Source organism: Pseudomonas sp. V98_8 (assembly GCF_029967975.1).
GTDB classification, from domain to species: domain Bacteria; phylum Pseudomonadota; class Gammaproteobacteria; order Pseudomonadales; family Pseudomonadaceae; genus Aquipseudomonas; species Aquipseudomonas umsongensis.
The window spans coordinates 1-26447 of record NZ_JASCAE010000087.1 but is presented as its reverse complement, the minus strand read 5'-3'; the positions used below and the strand labels follow the sequence as shown (position 1 = coordinate 26447).

The following is a 26447-nucleotide window of genomic DNA, read 5'->3' as shown; positions in this document are numbered from 1 at the left end:
TCTCCACCCTGGCCGATCCGGGGGTGGTGCAGCATTTGATTGATACGCACAAGACGATGAATGTGGCGTAAGTAGCCTTCAGCGTCCATCGAAGCCCTGCCAGGTGTGAGCCTGGTGGGGCTTTTTTATTGACTGAGGGTTTTGTGTTGTATGGGCTGGCCTCTTCGCGGGCAAGCCCGCTCCCACAGGGATTTTCGGCGTGCACGCAATCCTGTGGGAGCGGGCTTGCCCGCGAAGGGGACAGAACAGTCACCGCATAAACAACAGCCAATAATTATCGGCTTCCCCTGTGGGAGGTTTCCTACTGTTACCCGCGAGCTTTCAAGTAACTGAATGTGTAACCGCGCTGCGCCGATTCGGGGCGTTGGGAAACGCCACGCCCTGTTGGGGGCCTCCACAAGCAATAAGAATCCACGCTGCGCTTGCCGGATTAGAAGGGTTTGCCAATAATAGGCCCGCAACTTGCAATATTGATCGGTTCACTGTCTTTTGCTCTTGCATGATTCTGCAAGGCTGTCAACGTGCCCGGGCGGCTTTCTCGGTGCTTCTGTAATTAGTTGTCGCATTGAAGAAATATCGGCTTCGGGCCTGTCGTTAGAATGCCGATCACTTGCTCGTCGTTGCCTGTGTTGAATTTCAACACCCGCATCCCAGAACGCAGCAACGCTTTCCGGTTCCACTCATTCGCATATTGGGCTATCGCTCACTCTGCCGTTTTAGCCCTTTACCGATGGAGTCCCAAGATGAAGAAACTCGTGCTGCTTGGCGCCCTGGCTATGTCCGCCTTGCTGTCCCTGCCATCCTTCGCCGATGAAAAACCTCTGAAGATCGGTATCGAAGCGGCTTACCCTCCGTTCGCTTCCAAAGCGCCGGACGGCAGCATCGTGGGTTTCGACTACGACATCGGTAATGCCCTGTGTGAAGAGATGAAGGTCAAGTGCGTGTGGGTCGAACAAGAGTTCGACGGTCTGATCCCTGCGCTGAAGGTGCGCAAGATCGACGCGATCCTGTCGTCCATGTCGATCACTGAAGACCGCAAGAAGTCCGTGGACTTCACCAACAAGTACTACAACACCCCGGCGCGCCTGGTCATGAAGGCCGGCACTCAGGTGGGTGACAACCTTGCTGAGCTCAAGGGCAAGAACATCGGCGTGCAACGTGGTTCGATCCACGAGCGTTTCGCCCGTGAAGTGCTGGCCCCGCTGGGTGCCGAAATCAAGCCTTACGGTTCGCAGAACGAAATTTATCTCGACGTGGCCGCCGGCCGCCTCGACGGCACCGTGGCAGACGCTACCCTGTTGAATGACGGCTTCCTGAAAACCGACGCGGGTAAGGGTTTCGCCTTCGTGGGGCCTGCCTTCACTGACGTCAAATACTTCGGCGACGGCGTGGGTATAGCCGTTCGCAAGGGCGACGCGCTCAAAGACAAGATCAACACCGCGATCGCTGCCATTCGCGAGAACGGCAAGTACAAGCAAATCCAGGACAAGTACTTCGATTTCGACATTTACGGTAAGTAAGTACGTCGCAACGACAAGTCCGAAATGGCGCAAGCAACAGGATCTCTGAGGTTTGCGCCATTTTTTCATCCCAACTTTCGAGGACCTGAATCATGTTGAAAGGCTACGGGGCTGTCATCCTCGATGGCGTTTGGCTGACGCTTCAGCTCGCCTTGTCGTCCATGGCCCTGGCCATTGTCCTGGGCCTGATTGGCGTGGCGCTGCGCCTGTCGCCAGTGCGCTGGCTGGCCTGGCTGGGCGACCTGTATTCCACGGTGATTCGCGGCATTCCAGATCTGGTGCTGATCCTGCTGATTTTCTACGGCGGCCAGGACCTGCTCAACCGCGTCGCGCCGATGCTGGGTTATGACGAATACATCGACCTGAACCCCTTGGCCGCCGGTATCGGCACCCTGGGCTTCATCTTTGGTGCGTACCTGTCGGAAACCTTCCGTGGCGCGTTCATGGCGATCCCCAAGGGGCAGGCCGAAGCCGGCATGGCCTACGGCATGAGCAGTTTCCAGGTGTTTTTCCGGGTGCTGGTACCGCAGATGATTCGCCTGGCGATTCCCGGTTTCACCAACAACTGGCTGGTGCTGACCAAGGCCACCGCGCTGATTTCGGTGGTGGGCCTGCAAGACATGATGTTCAAGGCCAAACAGGCGGCAGACGCTACCCGTGAGCCTTTCACCTTCTTCCTCGCAGTGGCGGCGATGTACCTGGTGATCACCAGTGTCTCGTTGCTGGCATTGCGTCACCTCGAGAAGCGCTACTCGGTAGGCGTAAGGGCGGCTGAGCTATGATCTTCGACTACAACGTCATTTGGGAGGCCTTGCCGCTGTACTTCGGCGGCCTGGTGACCACCCTCAAGTTGCTCGCGCTGTCGCTGTTCTTCGGCCTGCTCTGTGCATTGCCGCTGGGCTTGATGCGCGTCTCGAAAAACGCTGCAGTCAACATGACGGCGTGGCTCTACACCTACGTGATCCGCGGCACGCCGATGCTGGTGCAGCTGTTCTTGATCTACTACGGCCTGGCACAGTTCGAAGCCGTTCGCGAAAGCTTCTTGTGGCCGTGGCTGTCCAGCGCAACGTTCTGCGCGTGCCTGGCGTTCGCCATCAACACCAGCGCCTACACCGCCGAAATCATCGCCGGCAGCCTGCGCGCTACGCCGAACGGCGAGATCGAAGCCGCCAAGGCCATGGGCATGTCGCGGGTCAAGATGTACAAGCGCATCCTGCTGCCGTCGGCCCTGCGCCGTGCGCTGCCGCAGTACAGCAACGAAGTGATCATGATGCTGCAGACCACCAGCCTGGCGTCCATCGTGACCCTGATCGACATTACCGGTGCCGCGCGCACGGTCAACGCCCAGTTCTACCTGCCGTTCGAGGCGTACATCACTGCCGGCGTGTTCTACCTGTGCCTGACGTTCATCCTGGTGAAGTTGTTCAAGATGGCCGAGCGCCGCTGGCTGGGCTACCTGGCCCCGCGGAAGCACTGATATGGAACGCATCGATCATGCTTTGCCGTGGAGCCACCTGGGCAGTGAGCGCTGGATTTCGGTGTTCCGCTTCGGCGGTGGCGAGCGCAAGGCCTACATCCAGGCCAGCCTGCACGCCGATGAATTGCCGGGCATGCGCACGGCCTGGGCCCTGAAAAAGCGCCTGGCCGAACTCGAAGCCCAAGGTCTGTTGAACGGTGTGATCGAACTGGTGCCGGTGGCCAATCCACTGGGCCTCGGTCAGTTGCTTCAGGGCAATCATCAAGGGCGTTTCGAGGCCGGTAGCGGCAAGAATTTCAATCGGGATTTCGTTGAGTTGAGCGCGCCAGTGGCTGCGCAACTCGATGGGCACCTGGGTGATGATCCGCACGCCAATATTCGTTTAATCCGCCAGGCCATGAGTGATCATCTGGCGGCATTGCCCGAGGCGAGCAGTCAGTTGCAAGGCATGCAGCGTGTTCTGCTCAGCCACGCCTGCACCGCCGATGTGGTGCTGGACCTGCATTGCGACGCCGAAGCGGCGCTGCACATGTACGCCTTGCCACAGCATTGGCCGCAGTGGCGTTCGCTGGCGGCGCACCTGAATGTGAAGGTCGGCCTGCTGGCGGAAGATTCCGGCGGCAGCTCCTTCGATGAAGCCTGTTCGCTGCCGTGGCTGCGCCTGTCGCGTCTGTTCCCGGACGCGCAGATTCCGCTGGCGTGCCTGGCGACTACGATTGAATTGGGGGGGCAGGCCGACACCGGTCGCGCGCAATCCGAGGCTCACGCCGAAGGCATCCTGGCGTTCCTCGCCGAGCAAGGCCTGATCAGTGGCGAGTGGCCGGACGCGGCGCACGAACCTTGCGAAGGCCTGCCGTTCGAAGGCACCGAACTGCTGTTCGCCCCGCATCCGGGTGTGGTGAGTTTCCTGCGCAAACCCGGTGAATGGGTTGAGGCGGGCGATGAAATTTTCGAAGTGATCGATCCGCTGGCGGATCGGGTCAGCACGGTGTGTGCTGGTACGTCCGGGGTGCTGTTTGCCATTGAACGGCTGCGTTACGCCCAACCCGGTTTCTGGCTGGCCAAGGTGGCGGGGCGCGAAGCGCTGCGTCACGGGCGCTTGCTCAACGACTGACTGACTGTTTTTGTGAGAACCGACCGCATGTACAAGCTTGAAGTCCAAGACCTGCATAAACGCTATGGCAGTCACGAAGTGCTCAAGGGCGTGTCCCTGAAAGCGGCGGCTGGCGATGTGATCAGCATCATCGGCTCCAGTGGCTCCGGCAAGAGTACCTTCCTGCGCTGCATCAACCTGCTGGAGCAGCCGCATGCCGGCAAGATCCTGCTCAACAACGAAGAGTTGAAGCTGGTGGCGAACAAGGACGGCGCGCTGAAGGCCGCCGACCCGAAACAGCTGCAACGCATGCGTTCGCGCCTGTCGATGGTGTTCCAGCATTTCAACCTGTGGTCGCACATGACCGCACTGGAAAACATCATGGAAGCGCCGGTTCACGTGCTCGGTGTTTCCAAGGCCGAGGCCCGTGAAAAGGCCGAGCACTACCTGAACAAGGTCGGTGTAGCGCATCGTAAAGATGCTTACCCGGGCCATATGTCCGGTGGCGAACAGCAGCGTGTGGCGATCGCCCGCGCGCTGGCGATGGAGCCAGAGGTGATGCTGTTCGACGAACCGACTTCGGCCCTCGACCCGGAACTGGTCGGTGACGTGCTGAAGGTCATGCAGGCCCTGGCCCAGGAAGGCCGGACCATGGTCGTGGTGACCCACGAAATGGGCTTCGCCCGTGAAGTATCGAACCAGCTGGTGTTCCTGCACAAAGGCGTTGTTGAAGAAAGCGGCAACCCGCGTGAGGTGCTGGTCAATCCACAGTCCGAACGTTTGCAGCAATTCCTTTCGGGCAGCCTGAAGTAATCAAGGCTGCCGTTGTGCACCGCTATAGTGCATGCTTCGCAGTCTCAAGGCTGGCTCCCGATCTCCTGTAGGAGCCGGCTTGCTGGCGATAGCGGTGAGTCAGTTTAAACATCTGGCACAGACACAACCCCATCGCCAGCAAGCCGGCTCCTACAGTTGATACCCGTCGGTTTTGAGATTTGTGTTCATTTACGGGCTAGCATTGGCCCATGCCTTCATCACTGTTCTTCGCTTCGGATCGCTCGCCCATGACTGCCCATCGAATAGGTTTCCTGATATGGCCCAGCACAAAAGCACTGACGCTGGCGCTGGCTGAGGAGGCCTTGCGGGTTGCCCAGCGTGTGCATCCCGACGTGGTTTATGAGCTGTCGTTCCTGCAAGCCGAACCGCAGGGCGAAGGTCAGTGGCAATTGCCCGGTGAACCCTGGGCCGGCAAGCTCGAAAACTTCCAGAAACTGTTCCTGCTCGCCGATGAGCCACCGACCAGTCTCGCGCCGGCCCTGAGCAGTGCGCTCAAGCAATTGGTGCGTGCCGGTTGTGTGATCGGCGGGCTGTCGGCCGGTGTTTATCCGTTGGCGCAACTGGGCTTGCTCGACGGCTACCGCGCCGCGGTGCACTGGCGCTGGCAGGACGATTTCGCCGAACGTTTTCCGAAAGTCATCGCCACCAGTCATCTGTTCGATTGGGATCGTGATCGCCTGACCGCCTGTGGCGGCATGTCGGTGCTCGACCTGCTGTTGGCGGTACTGGCTCGTGATCACGGCGCCGAACTGGCCGGCGCAGTGTCGGAAGAATTGGTGGTCGAGCGTATTCGCGAGGGCGGTGAGCGCCAACGCATCCCATTGCAGAACCGTCTGGGTTCCAGCCATCCAAAGCTCACCCAGGCGGTGCTGCTGATGGAAGCGAACATCGAAGAGCCGCTGACCACAGACGAAATCGCCCAGCATGTGTGCGTGTCCCGTCGACAACTGGAACGGATCTTCAAGCAATACCTCAATCGCGTGCCGAGCCAGTACTACCTGGAGCTGCGCCTGAACAAGGCGCGGCAGATGTTGATGCAAACCAGCAAGTCGATCATCCAGATCGGCCTGTCCTGTGGTTTCTCTTCGGGCCCGCATTTCTCCAGCGCCTACCGCAATTTCTTCGGCGCCACGCCGCGGGAAGATCGCAACCAGCGGCGCAGCAGCAGCCCGTTCGAATTGTCCTCGGTGCCTTCGGAGCGGGGCTAGGCAGGTCGGGCTATTCGGCGCAGGCCAAGGGCAGTGATGACTCACCCGCGCCCTTGGCACCTGAGCGGCGCTCAGTCTTCCATGTCGATATCCGGAGCCTCATCCGGCGCCGCGGGCCTGTTGGCTATCCCGTCAATATTCAGATCGTTGCCCGTCTTGCGAAAGTAAGCGGCAATGCGTTGCAGGCTTTCTTCAGAGAATGGATTGCCACTGAAATCAAAACCGTCACTGCGATCCGGATGGACTTCCATGAGCTCGGCTGGCATTTCGGTGATTGCGTTATGGCTCAGGTCGACGTCGGTCAAGGTATCAATGTTGAGCAAACCTGCCGGCAGTTCAGTGATGCCGGTATGACTCAGGTTCAGGGTGGAAATACCCCTCATATTGCTGAGGTCAGGGCTTGGACCAAGGGGATTGTTCCTGAGATTCAGATGGTCAAGGTGCTCAATGCCTGCCAATCCATCCAGGCTCTGCCGAGTCAGGGTGATACGGCATTCAGGCAGGCTCAATGCCGTCAACCTTGCCATCCTGAAGATGGCTTCGGGGATGTTATCCAGTTGATAGTTGCGAACGGTAAGGCTTTCCAGATTCGGGAAGTACTCCAGGAACCGGCTTGCCCTCGGGGCAATCTCGCCAGCGCTCGTCAGTAACATTTCGGACACGTGGCTGAAGTCGGCTGTCAGCACCGGTAACTCTCCCATGATCGGCAAGGTCGACGCGAACCCGTACTCGCTCATGGTCACGCTTTCTGTCGGTATCTGGCGCCAGCACCGTTCCAGGCTCTGCGTAAATTCCCTTCTTTTGTATTGCTCCTGAAGCAGTTGCTCGGCATTGAGTGGGTTGCCGGTGATGGGGTGGTCTTGGGGAATATCGGTCATCCATACGCCAAGGTCGCTGATCAAGGCGCTGAGTTCGGCCTCCTTGCGTGACAGTACGGTTCGTCCTTGCTCCAGCGTGCCGGGCAAGCGATAGATGAATTCACTCGCTTCTTCATCGTCCAACGCAGGATAGAGCGCTTTTGCGCGATCCAGATCAGCCTGTTCGGCATACACCCCCAGGTCATACCCGGTCTGGTTGAAGTAGGCCTTCACGCGTTCTCGGGTAGCCGGGGACAGTGGGTTATTGCCGAAATCGAATTCTTCGCCAATGTTGTCGTGCATCTCGAAGAGGGAGGCCGGCAGTTCGGTGATCTGATTGTCACTGAGGATGGCCGTTTTAATTGCCGGATGATTCTCGAGTCCGGCAGGCAGCCTGGAAATATGCGTATTCGAGAGGTCGAGGTAAGTCAGTTGCGCCAGGTTTGTCAGGTCGGGGACCAGGCCCAGGGGGTTGTTGTACAGGTCCAGGATCAAGAGCTTGTTCAGCGAGGAAATCGTGGCCTGGCTTTGCGGATTGAGTACCAGGTTGCAGTCACTCAACACCACTTCTTCGAGATCTGCCAGGGCACTGATGGCCTGCGGCAGGTTTTCCAGGGCGAAGTCACGCATTTCCAGGCGACGCAGTTGTGCGAAACCCTCAAGAAAGGAATCAACGCCGCTGGCATGGGTGCTGTTGTTGAGCGACAAGGCGGTGACATGGCTGAAGTCGGCGCTCAGGGCGGGGAGCTCGCCGAGAATCGGGTTGGAGAAGCGCAAGATATAGCCGCTGCTGGCGCCCGAATCATCAAAATGATCACTTTCCCTGCGCCAGCAGCGCAGTATTTCTTCCCTGAACAGTCTTCGATTTCGTCTGGCGGCTGTCGACTCCTGCGCGCTGAGCCTGGCGCCGGTTTGCGGGTGCAAGCGCGGGGGATCGTTTGCCCAGATATGCAGATCATTCACCAGCTCAAAGTATTCGTTACGCAAGCGCGAGAGTTCTGCGCGCGGGCCAGCAGCATGGCTTTGCAGCGTCTGAACCATGGACTGGATCTCTTCGCCAGAAAGGCTGGGGTAAACCTCCCGTACCCTTTCTTCCAGTGTGCGTGGAGTCTCACCCATCATGCGCGGATACCCTTGCATGCCCAGCAGGCGCAGTGTGTCGATGACCGGTTCATGGATGGGCTGGAGCGACAGCGCCGTGCGAAGCTCGTTTCTCTCCAGAGGCTTGTCGCGAACCATCTGTTTGAGCTTCTCCCCCTGGCCGATGTGCGTGTCCAGTGCGACGCGCTCGGCGTCTGGCAATGCCTGCAGGATGCTGGTGTAGAAGTCCGCCGCTCCATGGAGCTGCTGTCCCTCGCTGTCGTAGGCCTGGTACCTACCGTTTTCCAGGCGGACCAGGACTTTGCGTATGGCTGCATCCTCGCGGCCGATACTGTCCTGCAGTTCTGCGGCGAAGGAGTCATTGCGCACCTCGATGCGCACGTCGGCGGACCAGCCGGGCAGGGTTTCCAGGGTGTGCAAGGCGAGTACGTCGGTATCCGGACTTTCAACGGACGCCAGTTCCAGTCCTCCATAGGCGTGAGTGACACGCACTTCCTGCTTGGCCGCGTTGGCCAGTGTCACCAGTCGCTCAGGCAATTGTCCCTGGCCGATGTGTTGCAGTTCCGAGCCGGTGGCAACGTTCAGCAGTTCGCGCGCGACGCTTGAAGGCAGCTCTGGTTCAGCCTGGACAATGGTTTGTAGCAGTGGATCTTCGTTTTGCCCGCGAGAACTGTAGAGGGCGTCAAAGCGCGACGCTCTTTGCTCCTTGGCAATCTGCGCCAATTTCGTCCTCAGGGCGGTGGTGCGGGTCTCGAGGGTGACGATCGGGCCGCTGAATTCTTGGCCCAGCAGCGTTCTCACTTGTGTGTCATCAAGGGTTTGAAGGAGTGTCTTGAGCACATCGCCGTCGCTCAGCCTGCCTTGGCGAATCACTGTCAGGGGCAGGTTCTCGTTGGTTGAAGACGCCCAGGCGATCTGTCCTTGTTCATCGAGCAGGCACAGTCGTTGGCTGTCGGGCCATAAGCCGGCATCCTCAAGCGTCTGCAGCTGAAATTTTGGATCGGCGTCGAGGTATTGTTCAGGCAGGTCGCTGGCGATCTGATCAGCAAAGAGTTGCAACTGCTCATCTATTTTGAAGCGCTCGATCGTGTCGGCCAGCAGTGGCGGTAACGGCTCCTGGTTGACGTGCATTTTGCGCAGGGCGTTTTCCGAGTAACCGCTGACCTTGAGGATCTGCGCGCGCCGGGCAGGAGAAAACGATTCGACAGGGTGGCCGATACGGCGCAATGCAGTGGCTGTGTCCCACTCCAGTGGTTGCTCCAGTTCCGTGTACCACGCACCATCACCGTTGTGCCGCACGATTGGCTTGTAGGCGTCGGGTCGGCTCGGATGCTCGATGTGGTACCGGCCGCTGTCAGGGTGCTCGCTCACGGCGTAGTGCGCACCCTCGATGGGCACTATGTTTTTACCCTCGTGCCGGTGCAGGCCAAGGTCGTTGGGCCTGGAATCTTGCGCCAGAGTCATTTTCTGTTCGTAGGGGCTCAGATCCGGTTTCCAGTAAAGGGTTTTACCGTTGCGGGCCTTGACCGGTTTGAACTGGTCGATGAATTTCACGATTTCGCCGGGAAGCACGGCACGGTACTCACCAGCGACGATGGTGCCCCCAATTGCAAAGGCACCCAGCTGGACCAGCGATTCGGCCACGCCCATGAGGTGCTCGAACGCTTCGGTGGTCCGATCCTGTGCCCAATCGATGATGCCTTCGAACGCTTCGTCGAGCAGTTGATAGGCCATATAGGCCATCATCAGCTCCCCCAGGTAAGGGATGAGCGGCGCAACAATGAACGCTGCCATTTCAAGGATCCTGGAAGCCACCTTTGAGAAGGAGTCCCACAATGCCCAGCGGGCGTTCTGGTCGGCGGTGGCGGTTGAAACGGCAATGACCCGTGCGTCATTGAGGATCTTGTTCAGTTTTTCCCGATAGAGGTGTTGCCACAAATTGTCGTCCAACGGGGTGGCAGCGAATTGCAGATTGGGATCGTCGATGGGCGTCTCCCGCCAGGTGGGCAGGGAGCTGCCTTTGACGGGTTGATGCCATGTCACTTTGGCCAGGCGATGACTCAGGTCGCCGAAGAAGTAACCTCTTTGCTCATGGGCCACGAACCGACTGAAAAAACGCTGGTAATCGCTTGAGCGCAACTGCCGGGTCAGTTCCTTGATCATTTCGGCGAGCGAGCTGTACTCCTTGATCGGGTGCTCCGGGTCTTCCGGGACATATGCCACTACCCGCACCACTTTTCGATCCTGTTCAAGGTCCGGGGCGAAAATCACGATGCCGGTGAGTTTGCTGGACATCATCGTCAAGTCGTGACACCGCAAGGCCAGTCCATCCAGTCGCATGCCTTGCAGGCCATCGAGCAAGCCCTGAATCAGGTGAAAGTAATCCGTCTGGATGTCTCCGTTCATCCGGGCAAATTGCAGCGCCGCTTTGAGCGCCGCTTTTTGACTAATCGCCACTTTGGGTTGCAGGGTGGCCGCGACCTCAGGGTTGGACAGGCCCAGGGCATCCTTGAGGTGGGTGGTGTATTGGCTGCCGATATCCAGCTCCCGGCACAAACTGGTGAACGCCGCGATGGAGAGGGTGCGCTTGATATCGGGCAGGGTATCGAATTGTCCGGACGCAGAGGGCTCGGTTATGAAAGTCGAGTCAGGCTCATAGGCGCCGTCTTCGGTTTCCCTGTCTTCAAAGTTGTGCAAGGCCGCGTCCAGCAGCGAAATCGTCCAGGTGCGGGCCGCGCCGGTCCTGATCGGGAACCACGGGATCGTCGCGGGGATGTACAGGCGCAAGAAGGTTTTCCTGACGTCCAGATCGAGGCCGAATCGTGATTTCAGCGCCGCTTTGAGCAAGGGCTCGGCAAAGGCGCTCGCGTCTCGCAAGTGTTCCAGCATTCGATCGACTTCATTTTGCGCCGTCCAGTGGGCCGCGTTGAGCGCCTTGAGTGTTTCGTGATCCCGGGCTGGCGCTGCCTTGAGTCGTTCGGGGAGCCGAGGGCGGGTGTTTTTCAACGCCTGGCGCTTGGCGGACGAAGCCTGGCCCAACCAATGCGGTATGGCGGCGCCAAGAGGTAGATAGTGGGTGTCCGGGTGTTGCGCGAGTATCGCTTGAACCGGAACGGTCACGGGTTGTTCGTCGGTTGGGTGCATCCTGCCAATCCTTTAGCGTTAAGAGAGCGCCGAGCAAAACAGAAAGCCTCCCTCAGGATGCGGTACATAATTAAGGGGGGCGCAAGTGTTTGAATTGAAATCCCGACGACGCTGCCTCTAACCCCTCCAGCAGTTTAAACTGCGCCTTTGCGACGCTATTTGTCGCATTGCCATAAACCCGGGCAAAACCGGGTTTGGCGCTATAAGAAGTTGTCGCTTGGCGGCAAGGCCGGGCTGAAAACTGTCCTTACAATCCTCACCAAGCTCGCCAGTTTCAGGCGAGTGTTTTCTCTTCAGGAGACTCCGATGTCCGTTGAGCACGCTGCGGTAGAACGCGCCGATTTCGACCAGGTAATGGTTCCCAACTATGCGCCAGCCGCCTTCATTCCCGTGCGTGGCGCCGGTTCCCGCGTTTGGGACCAGTCCGGTCGCGAACTGGTCGACTTCGCCGGCGGGATCGCCGTCAACGTATTGGGCCACGCACATCCGGCGCTGGTCGGTGCCTTGACCGAGCAGGCCAACAAGCTGTGGCACGTGTCCAACGTGTTCACCAATGAGCCGGCCCTGCGCCTGGCCCATAAGCTGGTCGATGCCACCTTTGCCGAGCGTGCTTTCTTCTGCAACTCTGGCGCCGAAGCCAACGAAGCGGCCTTCAAGCTGGCCCGTCGTGTCGGTTTCGACCGCTTCGGCAGCGAGAAGTACGAGATCATTGCCGCGCTCAACAGCTTCCACGGCCGTACCCTGTTCACCGTGAACGTCGGTGGCCAGTCGAAGTACTCCGATGGCTTCGGTCCGAAGATCACCGGTATCACCCATGTGCCGTACAACGACCTGGCCGCGCTGAAAGCTGCCATTTCCGACAAGACCTGCGCCGTGGTACTGGAGCCGATCCAGGGTGAGAGCGGCGTAATCCCGGCGGAACTCGAATACCTGCAAGGTGCCCGCGAACTCTGCACCGCGCACAACGCGCTGTTGATCTTCGACGAAGTGCAAACCGGCATGGGCCGTACCGGTCATCTGTTTGCCTACCAGCATTACGGCGTGATTCCAGACATTCTGACCAGCGCCAAGAGCCTGGGCGGCGGTTTCCCGATCGCGGCAATGCTGACCACCGAAGACCTGGCCAAGCATCTGGTCGTCGGCACCCACGGCACCACCTACGGCGGCAACCCGCTGGCGTGCGCAGTCGCCGAAGCCGTGATCGATGTGATCAACACACCCCAAGTGCTGGCCGGTGTCAACGCCAAGCACGACAAGTTCAAGGCGCGCCTGGAGCAGATCGGCGAGAAGTACGGTCTGTTCACCCAGGTTCGTGGCCTGGGCCTGTTGATCGGTTGCGTACTGAGCGATGCCTGGAAAGGCAAGGCCAAGGACATCTTCAACGCCGCTGAAAAAGAAGGCCTGATGGTGCTGCAAGCCGGCCCGGACGTGGTGCGTTTCGCGCCAAGCCTGGTGGTCGAAGACGCGGACATCGACGAAGGTCTGCACCGTTTCGAACGTGCCGCGGCAAAACTGACGCAAGCCTGATAGATCCTTCGACGCCTGCAAGTCAGGCGTCGAACCCAATTTTTATGCCGGGCCCGTTTTTTATGTGGGAGCGAGCCTGCTCGCGAAGGTGTGTCAGCCGACATCGATGTTGCTGACATACCTTCGCGAGCAGGCTCGCTCCCACAAGGGTCCGGCTTATTTTCCTCAAGAGTATGAGAAAGGAGTGACACCATGCTGGTGATGCGCCCCGCGCAAATGGCTGATCTGGGCGAGGTACAGCGTCTGGCTGCGGACAGCCCGATTGGTGTCACTTCCTTGCCGGATGACGTTGAACGCCTGAGCGACAAGATCGCCGCGAGCGAAGCCTCGTTCGCGGCCGAAGTCAGCTTCAACGGTGAAGAGAGCTATTTCTTCGTACTTGAAGACACGGCCACCGGCAAGTTGGTGGGCTGTTCGGCGATCGTCGCCTCGGCGGGTTATTCCGAGCCGTTCTACAGTTTCCGTAATGAAACCTTCGTGCACGCCTCCCGCGAGCTGAAGATTCATAACAAGATTCACGTGCTCTCGCAGTGCCACGACCTCACGGGCAATAGCCTATTGACCAGTTTCTACGTGCAACGTGAGCTGGTGGGTTCACCGTGGGCGGAGCTCAATTCACGTGGCCGCTTGCTGTTCGTGGCCAGCCACCCGGAGCGCTTCGCCGATTCAGTGGTGACCGAGATCGTCGGCTACAGCGACGAAAATGGCGATTCGCCGTTCTGGGATGCCATCGGCCGCAACTTCTTCGATCTCAACTACGCCGAAGCCGAGCGTCTGTGCGGTCTGAAGAGCCGGACCTTCCTCGCCGAGCTGATGCCGCACTATCCGATCTACGTCCCGCTGCTGCCGGACTCCGCTCAGGAAGCCATGGGCCAGGTGCACCCGCGGGCGCAGATCACCTTCGACATTTTGATGCGCGAAGGCTTCGAAACCGATCACTACATCGACATCTTCGATGGCGGCCCGACCCTGCATGCGCGTGTTTCGGGGATCCGTTCGATCGCCCAGAGCCGCGTGGTGCCGGTGAAAATCGGTGAGCCAGTCAAGGGTGCCGGTCGTCAATACCTGGTGGCCAATGCCCAGTTACAGGATTACCGCGCAATCATGCTCGAGCTCGATTACGCGCCGGGCAAGCCCGTGACCCTGGATCTGGAAGCGGCCGAGACCCTGGGTGTCGGTGAAGGTGCGAGCGTGCGCCTGGTGGCGGTTTAACGCCTGCTTGAAAAAAATGCCTGAAAAGCAGCGAGTTTCACGGGTGGCGCAAGCGGCCCGTTTGAGGAGATAGCATGATCGTTCGTCCCGTACGCAGCAGCGATTTACCCGCTCTGATCGACCTGGCCCGCAGCACCGGCACCGGCCTGACCACCTTGCCGGCCAACGAAGAGCGTCTGGCCCACCGGGTCGGCTGGGCCGAGAAGACCTTCCGTGGCGAAGCCGGGCGAGCCGATGCGGACTACCTGTTCGTGCTCGAAGACGACAATGCCCGCGTGGTGGGCATTTCCGCCATCGCTGGCGCCGTGGGCCTGCGTGAGCCCTGGTACAACTTCCGGGTCGGCCTGACGGTCAGTGCTTCGCAAGAGCTGAACATCTACCGTGAAATCCCGACGCTGTTCCTGGCCAACGACCTGACCGGCAATTCCGAGCTGTGCTCGCTGTTCCTGCATGCCGATTACCGCAGTGGCCTCAACGGCCGCATGCTGTCCAAGGCGCGGATGCTGTTCATCGCCGAGTTCCCGCAACTGTTTGGCAACAAGATCATCGCCGAGATGCGCGGGGTTTCCGATGAAGCCGGGCGTTCACCGTTCTGGGAAAGCCTGGGGCGGCACTTCTTCAAGATGGAATTCAGTCAGGCTGACTATCTGACCGGCGTGGGCAACAAGGCCTTTATTGCCGAGCTGATGCCGAAGTTCCCGCTGTACACCTGCTTCCTGTCGCCCGATGCGCGCAACGTGATTGGCCAGGTGCACCCGGACACCGAACCGGCGCTGGCCATGCTCAAGAGCGAAGGTTTCAGCTACCAGGGCTACGTCGACATTTTCGACGCGGGCCCGGCCATCGAGTGCGAAACCGGCAAGATCCGCGCCGTGCGCGACAGCCAGGCGCTGGTGCTGGCTATCGGCACGCCGGGTGACGACGCCACGCCGTTCATCATTCACAACCGCAAGCGCGAAGACTGCCGCATCACTGCCGCTCCGGCACGTCTGGCCGCCGGCACGCTGGTGGTCGATCCGCTGACCGCCAAACGTCTTCAACTCAACGCAGGCGATCAAGTGCGCGCCGTGGCGTTGTCTGCTGCTCGGGAGTCGAAATAATGAAATCGCTATACATCGCAGGTGAATGGCTGGCAGGTCAGGGCGAAGCCTTTGAGTCGCTGAACCCGGTGACCCAGCAAGTCCTTTGGTCTGGCAACGGTGCCACTGCGGATCAGGTCGAATCGGCGGTACAGGCTGCGCGTCAGGCGTTCCCGGGCTGGGCCCGTCGCACCCTGCAAGAACGTATTTCGGTATTGGAAGCCTTCGCCGCAGCGCTGAAAAATCACGCGGACGAACTGGCGCATGCCATCGGTGAGGAAACCGGCAAGCCCCTGTGGGAAGCCGCCACCGAAGTCACCAGCATGGTCAACAAAATTGCGATCTCGGTGCAGAGCTACCGTGAGCGTACTGGCGAGAAGAGCGGCCCACTGGGCGACGCCACCGCCGTGCTGCGCCACAAACCGCACGGTGTGGTGGCGGTGTTCGGGCCCTACAATTTCCCTGGGCACTTGCCGAACGGGCACATCGTGCCGGCCTTACTGGCCGGTAACTGTGTGCTGTTCAAGCCAAGTGAGCTGACGCCGAAAGTCGCCGAACTGACGGTCAAGTGCTGGATCGAAGCCGGTTTGCCGGCGGGCGTGCTGAACCTGCTGCAGGGCGCTCGCGAAACCGGTATTGCCCTGGCGGCGAACCCGGGCATCGACGGCCTGTTCTTCACGGGTTCCAGCCGTACCGGCAATCACCTGCACCAGCAATTTGCCGGTCGTCCGGACAAGATCCTTGCCCTGGAGATGGGGGGTAACAATCCGCTGGTGGTGGATCAGGTCGCCGATCTCGATGCCGCTGTCTACACCATTATCCAGTCGGCGTTCATCTCCGCCGGCCAGCGCTGCACCTGTGCCCGCCGCTTGCTGGTACCGCAGGGCGCTTGGGGCGACACATTGCTGGCGCGCCTGGTGGCAGTCAGCTCGACGATTGAAGTTGGCGCGTTCGATCAGCAACCGGCGCCTTTCATGGGCTCGGTGATTTCCCTCGGCGCGGCTAAAGCGTTGATGGATGCCCAGGAGCATTTGCTGGCCAACGGCGCCGTGGCGCTGCTGGAAATGACTCAGCCGCAAGCGCAGGCCGCCTTGCTGACCCCAGGCATTCTGGACGTCACTGGGGTAGCTGATCGCCCGGACGAAGAGCTGTTCGGTCCGTTGCTGCAAGTGATCCGCTACGCTGATTTTGAAGCGGCGATCGCGCAAGCCAACGACACCGAATATGGTCTGGCAGCCGGCCTGCTGTCGGATTCCGAAGCGCGCTACCAGCAGTTCTGGCTGGAAAGCCGCGCCGGTATCGTCAACTGGAACAAGCAATTGACCGGCGCGGCCAGCAGCGCGCCATTCGGTGGCGTCGGCGCCTCGGGCAACCACCGCGCCAGCGCCTACTACGCAGCGGATTACTGTGCATACCCGGTGGCCTCGCTGGAAACCCCGAGCCTGGTGTTGCCCGCCGCTTTGACGCCCGGCGTGAAGATGGTGTGACGGCCGTTCGCGAGCAGGCTCGCTCCCACAGGGAAATGCATTCCAATGTGGGAGCGAGCCTGCTCGCGAAGGCCGCGACTCGGTCTAAAAGATTTGTTACTTGAAGCCATAACAACAGATTCTCGTGGAGCCTCGCTGATGAAATCCTATGAAGTCAATTTTGACGGTCTAGTGGGGCCGACCCATAACTACGGCGGCCTGTCCTACGGTAACGTCGCGTCCCAGAGCAACAGCCAGCAGTCTTCCAACCCCAAGGAAGCCGCGCTGCAAGGCCTGGCGAAGATGAAAGCGCTGATGGAAATGGGGTTCCAGCAAGGCGTATTGGCCCCGCAGGAGCGCCCGGACGTGGCTGCCCTGCGTCGCCTCGGTTTCAGCGGCACCGACGCTCAAGTCATCGAGCGCGCCGCCAAGGAAGCCATGCCATTGCTGGTCGCCAGCTGCTCGGCATCGAGCATGTGGGTGGCCAACGCTGCCACAGTGAGCCCGAGCGCCGACACCGCGGATGGCCGCGTGCATTTCACCGCCGCCAACCTCAACTGCAAGTACCATCGCAGCATCGAGCACCCGACCACCAGTCGCGTGTTGGGTGCCATGTTTGCCGACCAGAAGCACTTCGCCCACCACGCCGCGCTGCCGGCCGTGGCGCAGTTCGGTGACGAAGGCGCGGCCAACCACACGCGTTTCTGCCGTGAATACGGCGAAGCCGGTGTCGAATTCTTCGTGTTCGGTCGCAGTGCTTTCGACACCCGCTACCCGGCACCGCAGAAATACCCGGCGCGCCAGACTCTCGAAGCGTCGCAGGCAGTCGCTCGCCTGCACGGCCTGAGCGATGACGGCGTGGTCTACGCGCAGCAGAACCCGTCGGTGATCGACCAGGGCGTGTTCCACAATGACGTGATCGCGGTCGGTAACGGTGAAGTGCTGTTCTATCACGAGGACGCTTTCCTCGAGACCGAGAAAATGCTCGCCGAACTGCAGAGCAAACTCGCCAAGGTCGGTGGGAAATTTCAATCGATCTGTGTTCCGCGTTCCGCGGTAACCGTCGAAGACGCGGTGCGGTCCTACCTGTTCAATAGCCAACTGCTGTCGCGTCCTGACGGCTCCATGCTGTTGATCGTGCCGGAAGAATGCCGTGGCAACGAACGCGTATGGCAATACCTGCAGGGTTTGACCAGCTCCGGCGGCCAGATCAGCGAAGTGAAGGTCTTCGATCTCAAGCAGAGCATGCAGAACGGCGGAGGCCCTGCCTGCCTGAGGTTGCGTGTTGCGCTCAACGAAACCGAGCTGGCGGCCGTCAACCCAGGGGTTATCATGACGGCACCGTTGTACGGCACCCTGACCGAATGGGTCGAGAAGCACTACCGCGACCGCATGACCGAAAACGATCTGGCGGACCCGCAATTGCTGCTCGAGTGCCGGACGGCACTGGATGAACTGACGCAAATCCTTAAACTGGGCGCGGTTTATCCATTCCAGATCAATTGATCGACGGTGCGTTGTCATGCACGACGGCGCGCCGCTTCATCTCCACTGAGAGCGTAAAAGACATGAGCGACAAACTGCAGCTGATCCTTGAAGACACCGACGGCACGCAACTGGAAACGTCCTGCACCCGCGTCGCGGTCATGTGGCAAGGCAAAGAGCTGTGGATCCAGCACGATGGTCGTGGCCAATTGCTGATCGGCGTGGACGTCGAAGAAGGCGATGCCGAATACGCCAACCTGCTGTTGCGCCCATTGGCGACTAATCTGGTAAGTCTGCAACTGGAAATGGAACCGGCTGACCTCGGCGACGACGAGGAACATGTTCACGGCCCGGATTGCAATCACGACCATTAAGGAAACCGCTCTATGCTCGCCCTCGGCAAACTGCTTGAACTGACCCTCGCCGGCCGCGAACCGGCGGAGAAGACTCAACTGACTGTCGAAGGCGTGCGCATGCGCTGGTTGAGCGAAGGTGCGCTGGAAGTGCGACCGCCGCAAGCCCGTGATAATGGCCTGGACCTGCTTTTATCGGCCGGTATCCACGGCAACGAGACAGCGCCGATCGAACTGCTCGATCGCCTGTTGCATGACATCGCCCGCGGCGACCTGAAGCCGCGCGCCCGCATTCTGTTCCTGTTCGGTAATCCTGAAGCCATTCGCAAGGGCGAGCGTTTCGTCGAGCAGGACGTCAATCGGCTGTTCAATGGCCGTCACGAACAAAGCAGTGGCTCCGAAGCGCTGCGCGCCTGTGAGCTGGAGCGTCTGGCGGCCAGTTTCTTCAGCCTGCCGGATCGTCAGCGACTGCACTACGATTTGCACACGGCGATTCGCGGCTCGAAAATCGAACAGTTCGCCTTGTACCCCTGGAAGGAAGATCGCCAGCATTCACGCCAGGAACTGGCCCGGCTTCGCGCCGCCGGCATGGAGGCGGTGCTGTTGCAGAACAAACCGTCCATCGTCTTCAGTTCCTATACCTACGACAAGCTCGGAGCCGAGTCCTTCACCCTCGAGCTGGGCAAGGCGCGGCCGTTCGGGCAGAACGACGGGGTGAACGTTTCCTTGCTGGAAAACCGTCTCAAACAGATCATCGAAGGTACCGAGCCGGAGTTGGCGGAAGAGGCGTTGGACGGTTTGCAGCTGTTCAGCGTGGCACGGGAAATCATCAAGCACAGCGACAACTTCCGCCTGAACCTGCCAGTGGATATCGAGAACTTTTCGGAGTTGGAAGTGGGTTACCTGCTGGCGGAAGACATCGCCAATACCCGCTGGATCATCGAGGAGGAGGGCGCCCGGATCATCTTCCCGAACCCCAAGGTGAAGAATGGCCTGCGTGCCGGCATCCTGATCGTGCCGACCACCGACGAAAACCTCGCCTGACATCGGCATGTAACCTCTGTAGGAGCGAGCATGCTCGCGATGGTCGCCAACGATAACGCGCAAAGCCTGGCTCCCCGCGGTGTTCCAGGCTTCATCGCGAGCATGCTCGCTCCTACAAGGTTCAGTGTTTAGACAGCTACGGCGCGCGGTTCCGTGCGACGCAGGCTACGGATCTTCATCAGCGTATCCGCGCAGGTCTTCGCTGCTTCCTGACCCTTATGCACGAAATGCTCGAAGAAGAACTTATGATGCAGTTCTTCACCCGCATGAAAGTGGTGCGGGGTCAGCGATACCGAGAACACAGGCACTTCCGTTTCCAGTTGCACCTGCATCAGGCCACTGACAACCGACTGGGCGACGAACTCGTGACGGTAGATCCCGCCGTCCACCACCAGGGCGGCCGCGACGATGCCGGCATAACGGCCGGTCTTGGCCAGCAGCTTGGCGTGCAGGGGCATTTCAAAGGCGCCGCCGACTTCGAAGAAATCGATGTCGGACTCCTGATAACCCTGGGCAATCATTTCAGCGACGAAGCCTTTACGGCTCTGGTCGACAATGTCCTTGTGCCAGCAGGCCTGGATGAACGCAACGCGTTCGCCATGGTGGTGTTTGCTTTTGCTGTCGATTGCGGTGGGTTGCATGTTCTGATTCCTGTTTGTGTGAAAAACAGGGCTTATGAATCGAATGGGATTTAAGGGTACGCACACTCGCATGAGTGCGGACGGCCCTTTGGCGCCAATCCCGTTCTCTCTTCATCCGGACTATGACCGTCGGCCCCGGAATCACACCGGGTCTGCTGACCTTGTCGCCATGCACGGCAAAGGCCGTGTCTGTCACCAAGCGCTCGCGGGCTATGCGTGTTGCACGCAATTACCGCCGGTGGGGAGTTGCACCCCGCCCTGAGAACGTTTTGCCGCCAGATTGTTTGGCGGCGCAGCTTTTTTATCACATATTTCTCATCTGTGCATGGCTGCTATTTGATGATTGTTATCGACTTTTTCGTCGAACCAGCAAGTCGTTTGCCGCCCAAGGGTTGAATATTCGAGGGCATGACCGCAGTACTTGCCGTCTGAAAGGGATTTCCCCCTGCTAACCGAGGCCAGATTCATGAGCGTTATCGATCTTCGCAGCGACACCGTCACCCAACCCACCCCAGGCATGCTCGACGCGATGGCCACCGCCGTCACCGGTGACGACGTGTATGGCGAGGATCCGACGGTCAATCGACTGGAAGCCGAGCTGGCAAATCGCCTGGGTTTTGCCGCGGCACTGTTCGTCCCCACGGGCACCATGAGCAACCTGCTGGGCTTGATGGCCCATTGCGAACGCGGTGACGAATACATCGTCGGCCAGCAGGCTCACACTTATAAGTACGAAGGTGGCGGGGCGGCGGTACTCGGCTCGATCCAGCCACAACCGCTGGAAGTGCAGGCCGATGGCTCGCTGGACCTTGCGCAGGTCGCGGCGGCGATCAAGCCGGACGACTTCCACTTTGCCCGCACCCGTTTGCTGGCGCTGGAAAACACCATGCAAGGCAAGGTCCTGCCCCTCGAATACCTGGCACGGGCGCGCAACTTTACCGGCGAACACGGGTTGCAACTGCATCTGGACGGTGCGCGGCTCTACAACGCGGCGGTCAAGCTGGGTGTCGATGCGCGGGAAATCACCCGGCATTTCGATTCCGTCTCGGTGTGCCTGTCAAAAGGCCTGGGCGCACCGGTGGGTTCGGTGTTGTGCGGTTCGGCAGCGCTGATCGACAAGGCACGGCGCCTGCGCAAGATGGTCGGTGGCGGCATGCGCCAGGCCGGGATCCTGGCAGCGGCGGGCCTGTACGCGCTGGACCACAACGTCCAGCGCCTGGCCGACGACCACGCCAACGCCCAATTGCTGGCACAAGGCCTGCGTGCAGCAGGTTTTGAGGTCGAGCCGGTGCAGACCAACATGGTTTACGTCGCCATGGGCGACAGGGCCGAAGCACTCAAGTCATTCGCCGCCGAACGCGGGATCAGGCTCAGTGCTGCCGCTCGTCTGCGCATGGTCACGCACATGGATGTCAGCGCTACTCAAATCGAGCAGGTCGTCGCGACATTCGTCGACTTTTCCAGTAAGTGATAGCGTTAGCGCTCCAATTGACCGTTTCTATCGTATAAACACGCTGTACCCCGCGCGCAGGGCCGATATAATGCGGCCCTTTGCCGTCGCTTCGTCTGTTGACGTTTCGAACAGGCCTTTGGCCGCAGCCTCCGTGGAAGAACCTAATGAAAAGCGCAGAAATCCGTGAAGCCTTCCTTCGCTTCTTCGAAGAGCAAGGCCACACCCGTGTAGCCTCCAGCTCTTTGATTCCGGGCAACGACCCAACCCTGCTGTTCACCAACGCGGGGATGAACCAGTTCAAGGACTGCTTCCTGGGCCAGGAAAAGCGCGCGTACACCCGCGCCGTCAGCAGCCAGAAATGCGTGCGCGCCGGCGGCAAGCACAACGACCTGGAAAACGTCGGTTATACCGCTCGTCACCACACCTTCTTCGAAATGCTGGGTAACTTCAGCTTCGGTGACTACTTCAAGCGTGACGCCATCACTTACGCCTGGAACTTCCTGACCTCCGACAAATGGCTGAACCTGCCGAAGGAAAAGCTCTGGGTCACCGTCTACGCCAGCGATGACGAGGCGTATGACATCTGGACCAAGGAAATCGGGGTTCCGGCCGAGCGCATGGTTCGCATCGGCGACAACAAGGGCGCGCCTTACGCCTCCGACAACTTCTGGACCATGGGCGATACCGGCCCGTGCGGCCCTTGCACCGAGATTTTCTACGATCACGGCGCCGACATCTGGGGTGGCCCACCGGGCTCGCCGGAAGAAGACGGCGACCGCTACATCGAAATCTGGAACAACGTGTTCATGCAGTTCAACCGCACCGCCGATGGCGTGTTGCACCCGCTGCCAGCGCCGTCGGTGGACACCGGCATGGGCCTGGAGCGTATCAGTGCCGTGCTGCAGCACGTTCACTCGAACTATGAAATCGACCTGTTCCAGAGCCTGTTGAGCGCTTCGGCCAAGGCCATCGGTTGCACCAACGATGCCCAGGCTTCGCTGAAAGTCGTGGCTGACCACATTCGTTCCTGCGGCTTCCTGATCGCCGACGGCGTGCTGCCGTCCAACGAAGGCCGCGGTTATGTGCTGCGCCGCATCATTCGTCGCGCTTGCCGTCACGGCAACAAACTGGGCGCCAAGGGCAGCTTCTTCTACCAGATCGTCGCGGCCCTGGTCGCCGAGATGGGCGAAGCCTTCCCGGAATTGAAATCCCAGCAGTCGCACATCGAGCGCGTGCTCAAGGCCGAAGAAGAACAATTCGCCAAGACCCTGGAACAGGGCCTGAAGATCCTCGAGCAGGACCTGGCCGAATTGAAGGGCGACGTGGTGCCAGGCGACGTAGTGTTCAAACTCTACGACACCTACGGTTTCCCGATGGACCTGACTGGCGACATCGCTCGCGAGCGCAACCTGACCATCGACGAAGCAGGCTTCGAGCGCGAGATGGAAGCCCAGCGCGTCCGTGCCCGTTCGGCCAGCTCCTTCGGCATGGACTACAACAGCCTGGTCAAGGTCGATGTGGACACCGAGTTCACCGGCTACACCGCCCACAGCGGTTCGGCAAAAATCGTTGCTCTCTATAAAGACGGGCAATCGGTCGACGTGTTGAATGAAGGCGACGAGGGCGTGGTGGTTCTGAACCAGACGCCGTTCTATGCCGAATCCGGTGGTCAGATCGGTGATTGCGGCTTCCTCCAGGCGGGTGCTGCGCGTTTCGACGTGCGCGACACCACCAAGACCGGCGGCGCGTTCCTGCACCACGGTGTGCTGGACTCGGGTAGCCTGATCGTCGGTGCTCCGGTCGAGGCTCATGTCGATGCCGAAGTGCGTCACGCCACTTCGCTGAACCACTCGGCAACTCACTTGCTGCACGCTGCATTGCGTCAGGTGCTGGGTGATCATGTTCAGCAGAAAGGCTCGTTGGTCGACAGTCAGCGCCTGCGCTTCGACTTCAGCCACTTCGAAGCCATCAAGCCTGAGCAGCTCAAAGCGCTGGAAGACATCGTCAACGCCGAGATTCGCAAGAACTCCGAAGTTGAAACCGAAGAAACCGATATCGAAACCGCCAAGCAAAAAGGCGCCATGGCGCTGTTCGGCGAGAAATACGGCGACAACGTGCGCGTGCTGAGCATGGGCAATTTCTCCGTCGAGCTGTGCGGTGGTATCCACGCCAACCGTACCGGCGACATCGGCCTGCTGAAAATCATCAGCGAAGGCGGTGTGGCTTCTGGCGTGCGCCGTATCGAAGCAGTGACAGGCGCTGCAGCACTGGCTTACCTGAACGCTGCGGAAGAGCAACTCAAGGAAGCGGCCAGCCTGGTCAAGGGCAGCCGCGACAACCTGATCGACAAGCTGTCGGCTGTGCTGGAGCGCAACCGTCTGCTGGAGAAGCAACTCGAGCAGTTGCAAGCCAAGGCCGCCAGTGCGGCGGGTGACGACCTGTCGGCGCAAGCCTTGGACGTCAAGGGCGTGAAAGTGCTGGCCGTGCGTCTGGACGGGCAGGATGGCAAGGCGCTGCTGGCGCTGGTCGATCAACTGAAAAACAAACTCGGCCGCGCAGTGATCCTGCTCGGCAGTGTCCATGAGGAAAAGGTCGTTCTGGTTGCAGGCGTAACCAAAGACCTGACTGGCCAACTCAAAGCCGGTGATTTGATGAAACAGGCCGCTGCGGCAGTGGGCGGGAAGGGCGGTGGTCGTCCAGACATGGCGCAAGGCGGCGGTACCGACGCTGGCGCCCTGGATGCGGCACTGGCGCTGACCGTACCGTTTGTAGAGCAGGGTTTATAAGGCAGTGCCTGCGGTCCGCAGTCTAGTGGCGGGCCGCAACGCTGTTTGAGTGTTTATTTGGGCGCCCTTCATGGGCAGAGGCGGCTTTGAAATGGCTTTGATCGTACAGAAATTTGGAGGCACCTCGGTCGGCACCGTCGAGAGAATCGAGCAGGTTGCCGACAAGGTTAAGAAATTCCGCGATGCCGGCGATGACCTGGTGGTTGTGCTGTCTGCAATGAGCGGCGAAACCAACCGTCTGATCGATCTGGCCAAGCAAATCAGTGGCGGCGATCAACCGGTTCCACGCGAGCTGGACGTGATCGTCTCCACCGGTGAGCAGGTGACGATTGCCCTGTTGGCCATGGCGCTGATCAAGCGCGGTGTGCCGGCGGTGTCCTACACCGGCAACCAGGTACGGATCCTGACGGATAGCGCACACAATAAAGCGCGTATCCTGCAGATTGACGACCAGAAGATTCGTGGTGACCTTAAGGCCGGTCGCGTGGTGGTTGTCGCCGGTTTCCAGGGCGTCGACGAGCACGGCAATATCACCACCCTCGGTCGTGGCGGTTCCGACACCACCGGCGTGGCCCTGGCAGCGGCCCTGAAGGCTGACGAATGCCAGATCTACACCGACGTCGATGGCGTCTACACCACAGACCCGCGCGTGGTGTCCGTGGCTCAGCGCCTGGACAAGATCACCTTCGAGGAGATGCTGGAAATGGCCAGCCTCGGTTCCAAGGTGCTGCAGATCCGTGCGGTGGAATTCGCCGGCAAGTACAACGTCCCGCTGCGCGTATTGCACAGCTTCAAGGAGGGTCCGGGCACCCTCATTACTATTGATGAAGAGGAAACCATGGAACAGCCGATCATTTCCGGTATCGCTTTCAACCGCGATGAAGCCAAGCTGACCATCCGTGGCGTGCCAGACATCCCAGGCGTTGCCTTCAAGATTCTCGGCCCTATCAGCGCCGCGAACATTGAAGTCGACATGATCGTGCAGAACGTCGCGCACGATAACACCACCGACTTCACCTTCACCGTGCACCGCAACGACTACCAGGCGGCGCAAACCGTGCTGGAGAAAACCGCTGGCGAGCTGGGTGCCCGTGAAGTCATCGGCGACACCAAGATCGCCAAGGTGTCGATCGTCGGCGTTGGCATGCGCTCCCACGCAGGCGTTGCAAGCCGCATGTTCGAAGCGCTGGCCAAGGAAACCATCAACATCCAGATGATCTCGACGTCGGAGATAAAAGTCTCCGTGGTGATCGAAGAGAAGTACCTGGAACTGGCTGTGCGCGCCTTGCACACGGCTTTCGAACTGGACGCACCGGTCCGCCAGGGCGAGTGATGCGTTTGCCAAAGGGCGCGGTTTGACCGCGCCCTTTGTTTTTTTGCAAGGCGCGACCCCAAGGCTGTTCTTTTGCTCGCGCTGGTCAATACTCAGGCATGTAGGCCTTCGACCACTTTGGTTGTAGGTCGAGTGCCTTTTTTTTGCAGACTGTTGTCCCTGAAAATGTAATGCGTGAGGAGAAAGGTATGCTGATTCTGACTCGTCGGTGCGCAGAAAGCCTGATTATTGGTGATGGCGAAATCACCGTGACCGTGCTCGGCGTCAAAGGAAATCAAGTGCGCATCGGTGTCAACGCCCCGAAAGAGGTTGCGGTCCATCGTGAGGAAATTTACCTGCGTATAAAGAAAGAGAAGGACGAAGAACCAAGCCATTAATTTTTATCGTTTTTTATGTTTGCAAACGGGGAAAAGGTTGGTTAAGATACGCCCCGTGTTGCGGAGAGCTGGCCGAGTGGCCGAAGGCGCTCCCCTGCTAAGGGAGTACACCTCAAAAGGGTGTCGGGGGTTCGAATCCCCCGTTCTCCGCCATTATTTGCGTAGTACGTTGTAATCTGGCTTCTTCGGTAAGTTGTTGAAATTACTAGAAAAAGTGCTTGACATAGAGATTAGACGGCCTATAATGCGCGGCAACAAATGCACTCGTAGCTCAGCTGGATAGAGTACTCGGCTACGAACCGAGCGGTCACAGGTTCGAATCCTGTCGAGTGCACCATTTAAGAGTTGTTTGCAGTGATGTGAATAACTTGGCTCCAGCCAGTTGTGATCTGGTCTAAAAACACAAATGCACTCGTAGCTCAGCTGGATAGAGTACTCGGCTACGAACCGAGCGGTC

19 protein-coding genes, 2 tRNA genes and 1 riboswitch are annotated in these 26447 nt (G+C 59.7%); of the genes, 19 read left to right on the top strand and 2 right to left on the bottom strand.

Annotated features, from left to right (window positions below; genetic code table 11):
- The first annotated feature begins 743 nt into the window (after positions 1–743).
- The 6 genes from QLG10_RS27835 (at position 744) to argR (ending at position 6132) form a co-directional block, all read left to right on the top strand.
- Positions 744–1520 carry an ABC transporter substrate-binding protein gene (locus tag QLG10_RS27835; RefSeq protein WP_110755154.1) on the top strand — a complete coding sequence of 259 codons (777 nt, stop codon included), beginning with the start codon at positions 744–746 and terminating at the stop codon, positions 1518–1520.
- Positions 1521–1612: 92 nt separating this feature from the next.
- Positions 1613–2302 (top strand): ABC transporter permease, encoded by a 690-nt coding sequence (locus QLG10_RS27830; protein ID WP_008058010.1) that lies wholly within the window; start codon positions 1613–1615, stop codon positions 2300–2302.
- Positions 2299–2997: an ABC transporter permease gene (locus QLG10_RS27825; protein ID WP_188265470.1), complete on the top strand. Its 699-nt coding sequence runs from the start codon at positions 2299–2301 to the stop codon at positions 2995–2997. The genes QLG10_RS27830 and QLG10_RS27825 overlap by 4 nt, the downstream gene beginning before the upstream one ends.
- A 1-nt stretch (position 2998) precedes the next feature.
- The gene (locus QLG10_RS27820) at positions 2999–4111 is read left to right on the top strand and encodes a M14 family metallopeptidase (RefSeq protein WP_282488364.1); all 1113 of its coding nucleotides are present in this window, start codon (positions 2999–3001) and stop codon (positions 4109–4111) included.
- A gap of 27 nt (positions 4112–4138) precedes the next feature.
- On the top strand, positions 4139–4903 hold the full coding sequence (locus QLG10_RS27815) for an ATP-binding cassette domain-containing protein (protein ID WP_007971015.1): 765 nt from the start codon (positions 4139–4141) through the stop codon (positions 4901–4903).
- Between the two features lie 248 nt (positions 4904–5151).
- A complete protein-coding gene (argR, locus tag QLG10_RS27810) occupies positions 5152–6132 on the top strand; it encodes a transcriptional regulator ArgR (RefSeq protein ID WP_033043292.1) in 981 nt (326 codons plus the stop codon).
- A gap of 71 nt (positions 6133–6203) precedes the next feature.
- Here the strand turns inward: argR and QLG10_RS27805 are convergent, their stop codons facing one another.
- Positions 6204–11234 (bottom strand): DUF6543 domain-containing protein, encoded by a 5031-nt coding sequence (locus QLG10_RS27805; protein WP_282488363.1) that lies wholly within the window; start codon positions 11232–11234, stop codon positions 6204–6206.
- 306 nt (positions 11235–11540) lie between these two features.
- Between QLG10_RS27805 and QLG10_RS27800 the strand changes: the two genes are divergently transcribed.
- The 7 genes from QLG10_RS27800 to astE all read left to right on the top strand — a co-directional run bounded on the left by QLG10_RS27800 (position 11541) and on the right by astE (position 19400).
- Positions 11541–12761 carry an aspartate aminotransferase family protein gene (locus QLG10_RS27800; RefSeq protein WP_282488362.1) on the top strand — a complete coding sequence of 407 codons (1221 nt, stop codon included), beginning with the start codon at positions 11541–11543 and terminating at the stop codon, positions 12759–12761.
- Between the two features lie 192 nt (positions 12762–12953).
- A complete protein-coding gene (gene aruF, locus QLG10_RS27795) occupies positions 12954–13973 on the top strand; it encodes an arginine/ornithine succinyltransferase subunit alpha (protein WP_020800776.1) in 1020 nt (339 codons plus the stop codon).
- A gap of 74 nt (positions 13974–14047) precedes the next feature.
- Positions 14048–15073: an arginine N-succinyltransferase gene (gene astA / locus QLG10_RS27790; protein WP_282488361.1), complete on the top strand. Its 1026-nt coding sequence runs from the start codon at positions 14048–14050 to the stop codon at positions 15071–15073.
- Entirely contained in the window at positions 15070–16539 is a 1470-nt protein-coding gene (gene astD / locus QLG10_RS27785) for a succinylglutamate-semialdehyde dehydrogenase (RefSeq protein WP_177411688.1), read from the top strand. The genes astA and astD overlap by 4 nt, the downstream gene beginning before the upstream one ends.
- Positions 16540–16677: 138 nt before the next feature.
- Positions 16678–18024: an N-succinylarginine dihydrolase gene (astB, locus tag QLG10_RS27780; RefSeq protein ID WP_110755158.1), complete on the top strand. Its 1347-nt coding sequence runs from the start codon at positions 16678–16680 to the stop codon at positions 18022–18024.
- 62 nt (positions 18025–18086) lie between these two features.
- Positions 18087–18377, top strand: coding sequence for a hypothetical protein (locus QLG10_RS27775; protein WP_008057983.1), 291 nt, complete (start codon positions 18087–18089; stop codon positions 18375–18377).
- Positions 18378–18389: 12 nt separating this feature from the next.
- Positions 18390–19400, top strand: a complete 1011-nt coding sequence (gene astE / locus QLG10_RS27770; protein ID WP_020800780.1) for a succinylglutamate desuccinylase — start codon at positions 18390–18392, stop codon at positions 19398–19400.
- 128 nt (positions 19401–19528) lie between these two features.
- Here the strand turns inward: astE and QLG10_RS27765 are convergent, their stop codons facing one another.
- Positions 19529–20041 carry a 6,7-dimethyl-8-ribityllumazine synthase gene (locus QLG10_RS27765; protein ID WP_020800781.1) on the bottom strand — a complete coding sequence of 171 codons (513 nt, stop codon included), beginning with the start codon at positions 20039–20041 and terminating at the stop codon, positions 19529–19531.
- Between the two features lie 98 nt (positions 20042–20139).
- Positions 20140–20311: riboswitch (FMN riboswitch) on the bottom strand.
- A gap of 196 nt (positions 20312–20507) precedes the next feature.
- On the opposite strand from QLG10_RS27765, the gene ltaE reads away from it, so the two are divergent.
- The 6 genes from ltaE (at position 20508) to QLG10_RS27735 (ending at position 26327) form a co-directional block, all read left to right on the top strand.
- Positions 20508–21512, top strand: a complete 1005-nt coding sequence (ltaE, locus tag QLG10_RS27760) for a low-specificity L-threonine aldolase (RefSeq protein ID WP_110755160.1) — start codon at positions 20508–20510, stop codon at positions 21510–21512.
- 146 nt (positions 21513–21658) lie between these two features.
- Complete coding sequence (gene alaS, locus QLG10_RS27755; RefSeq protein WP_282488360.1) at positions 21659–24280, top strand: alanine--tRNA ligase; 2622 nt, start codon at positions 21659–21661, stop codon at positions 24278–24280.
- Between the two features lie 91 nt (positions 24281–24371).
- Positions 24372–25613 (top strand): aspartate kinase, encoded by a 1242-nt coding sequence (locus tag QLG10_RS27750; RefSeq protein ID WP_110755162.1) that lies wholly within the window; start codon positions 24372–24374, stop codon positions 25611–25613.
- Positions 25614–25801: 188 nt separating this feature from the next.
- Positions 25802–25990 (top strand): carbon storage regulator CsrA, encoded by a 189-nt coding sequence (gene csrA / locus QLG10_RS27745; RefSeq protein WP_002554426.1) that lies wholly within the window; start codon positions 25802–25804, stop codon positions 25988–25990.
- Positions 25991–26052: 62 nt separating this feature from the next.
- Positions 26053–26143 (top strand) — tRNA-Ser (locus QLG10_RS27740).
- 107 nt (positions 26144–26250) lie between these two features.
- Positions 26251–26327 (top strand) — tRNA-Arg (locus tag QLG10_RS27735).
- Positions 26328–26447 lie beyond the last annotated feature (120 nt).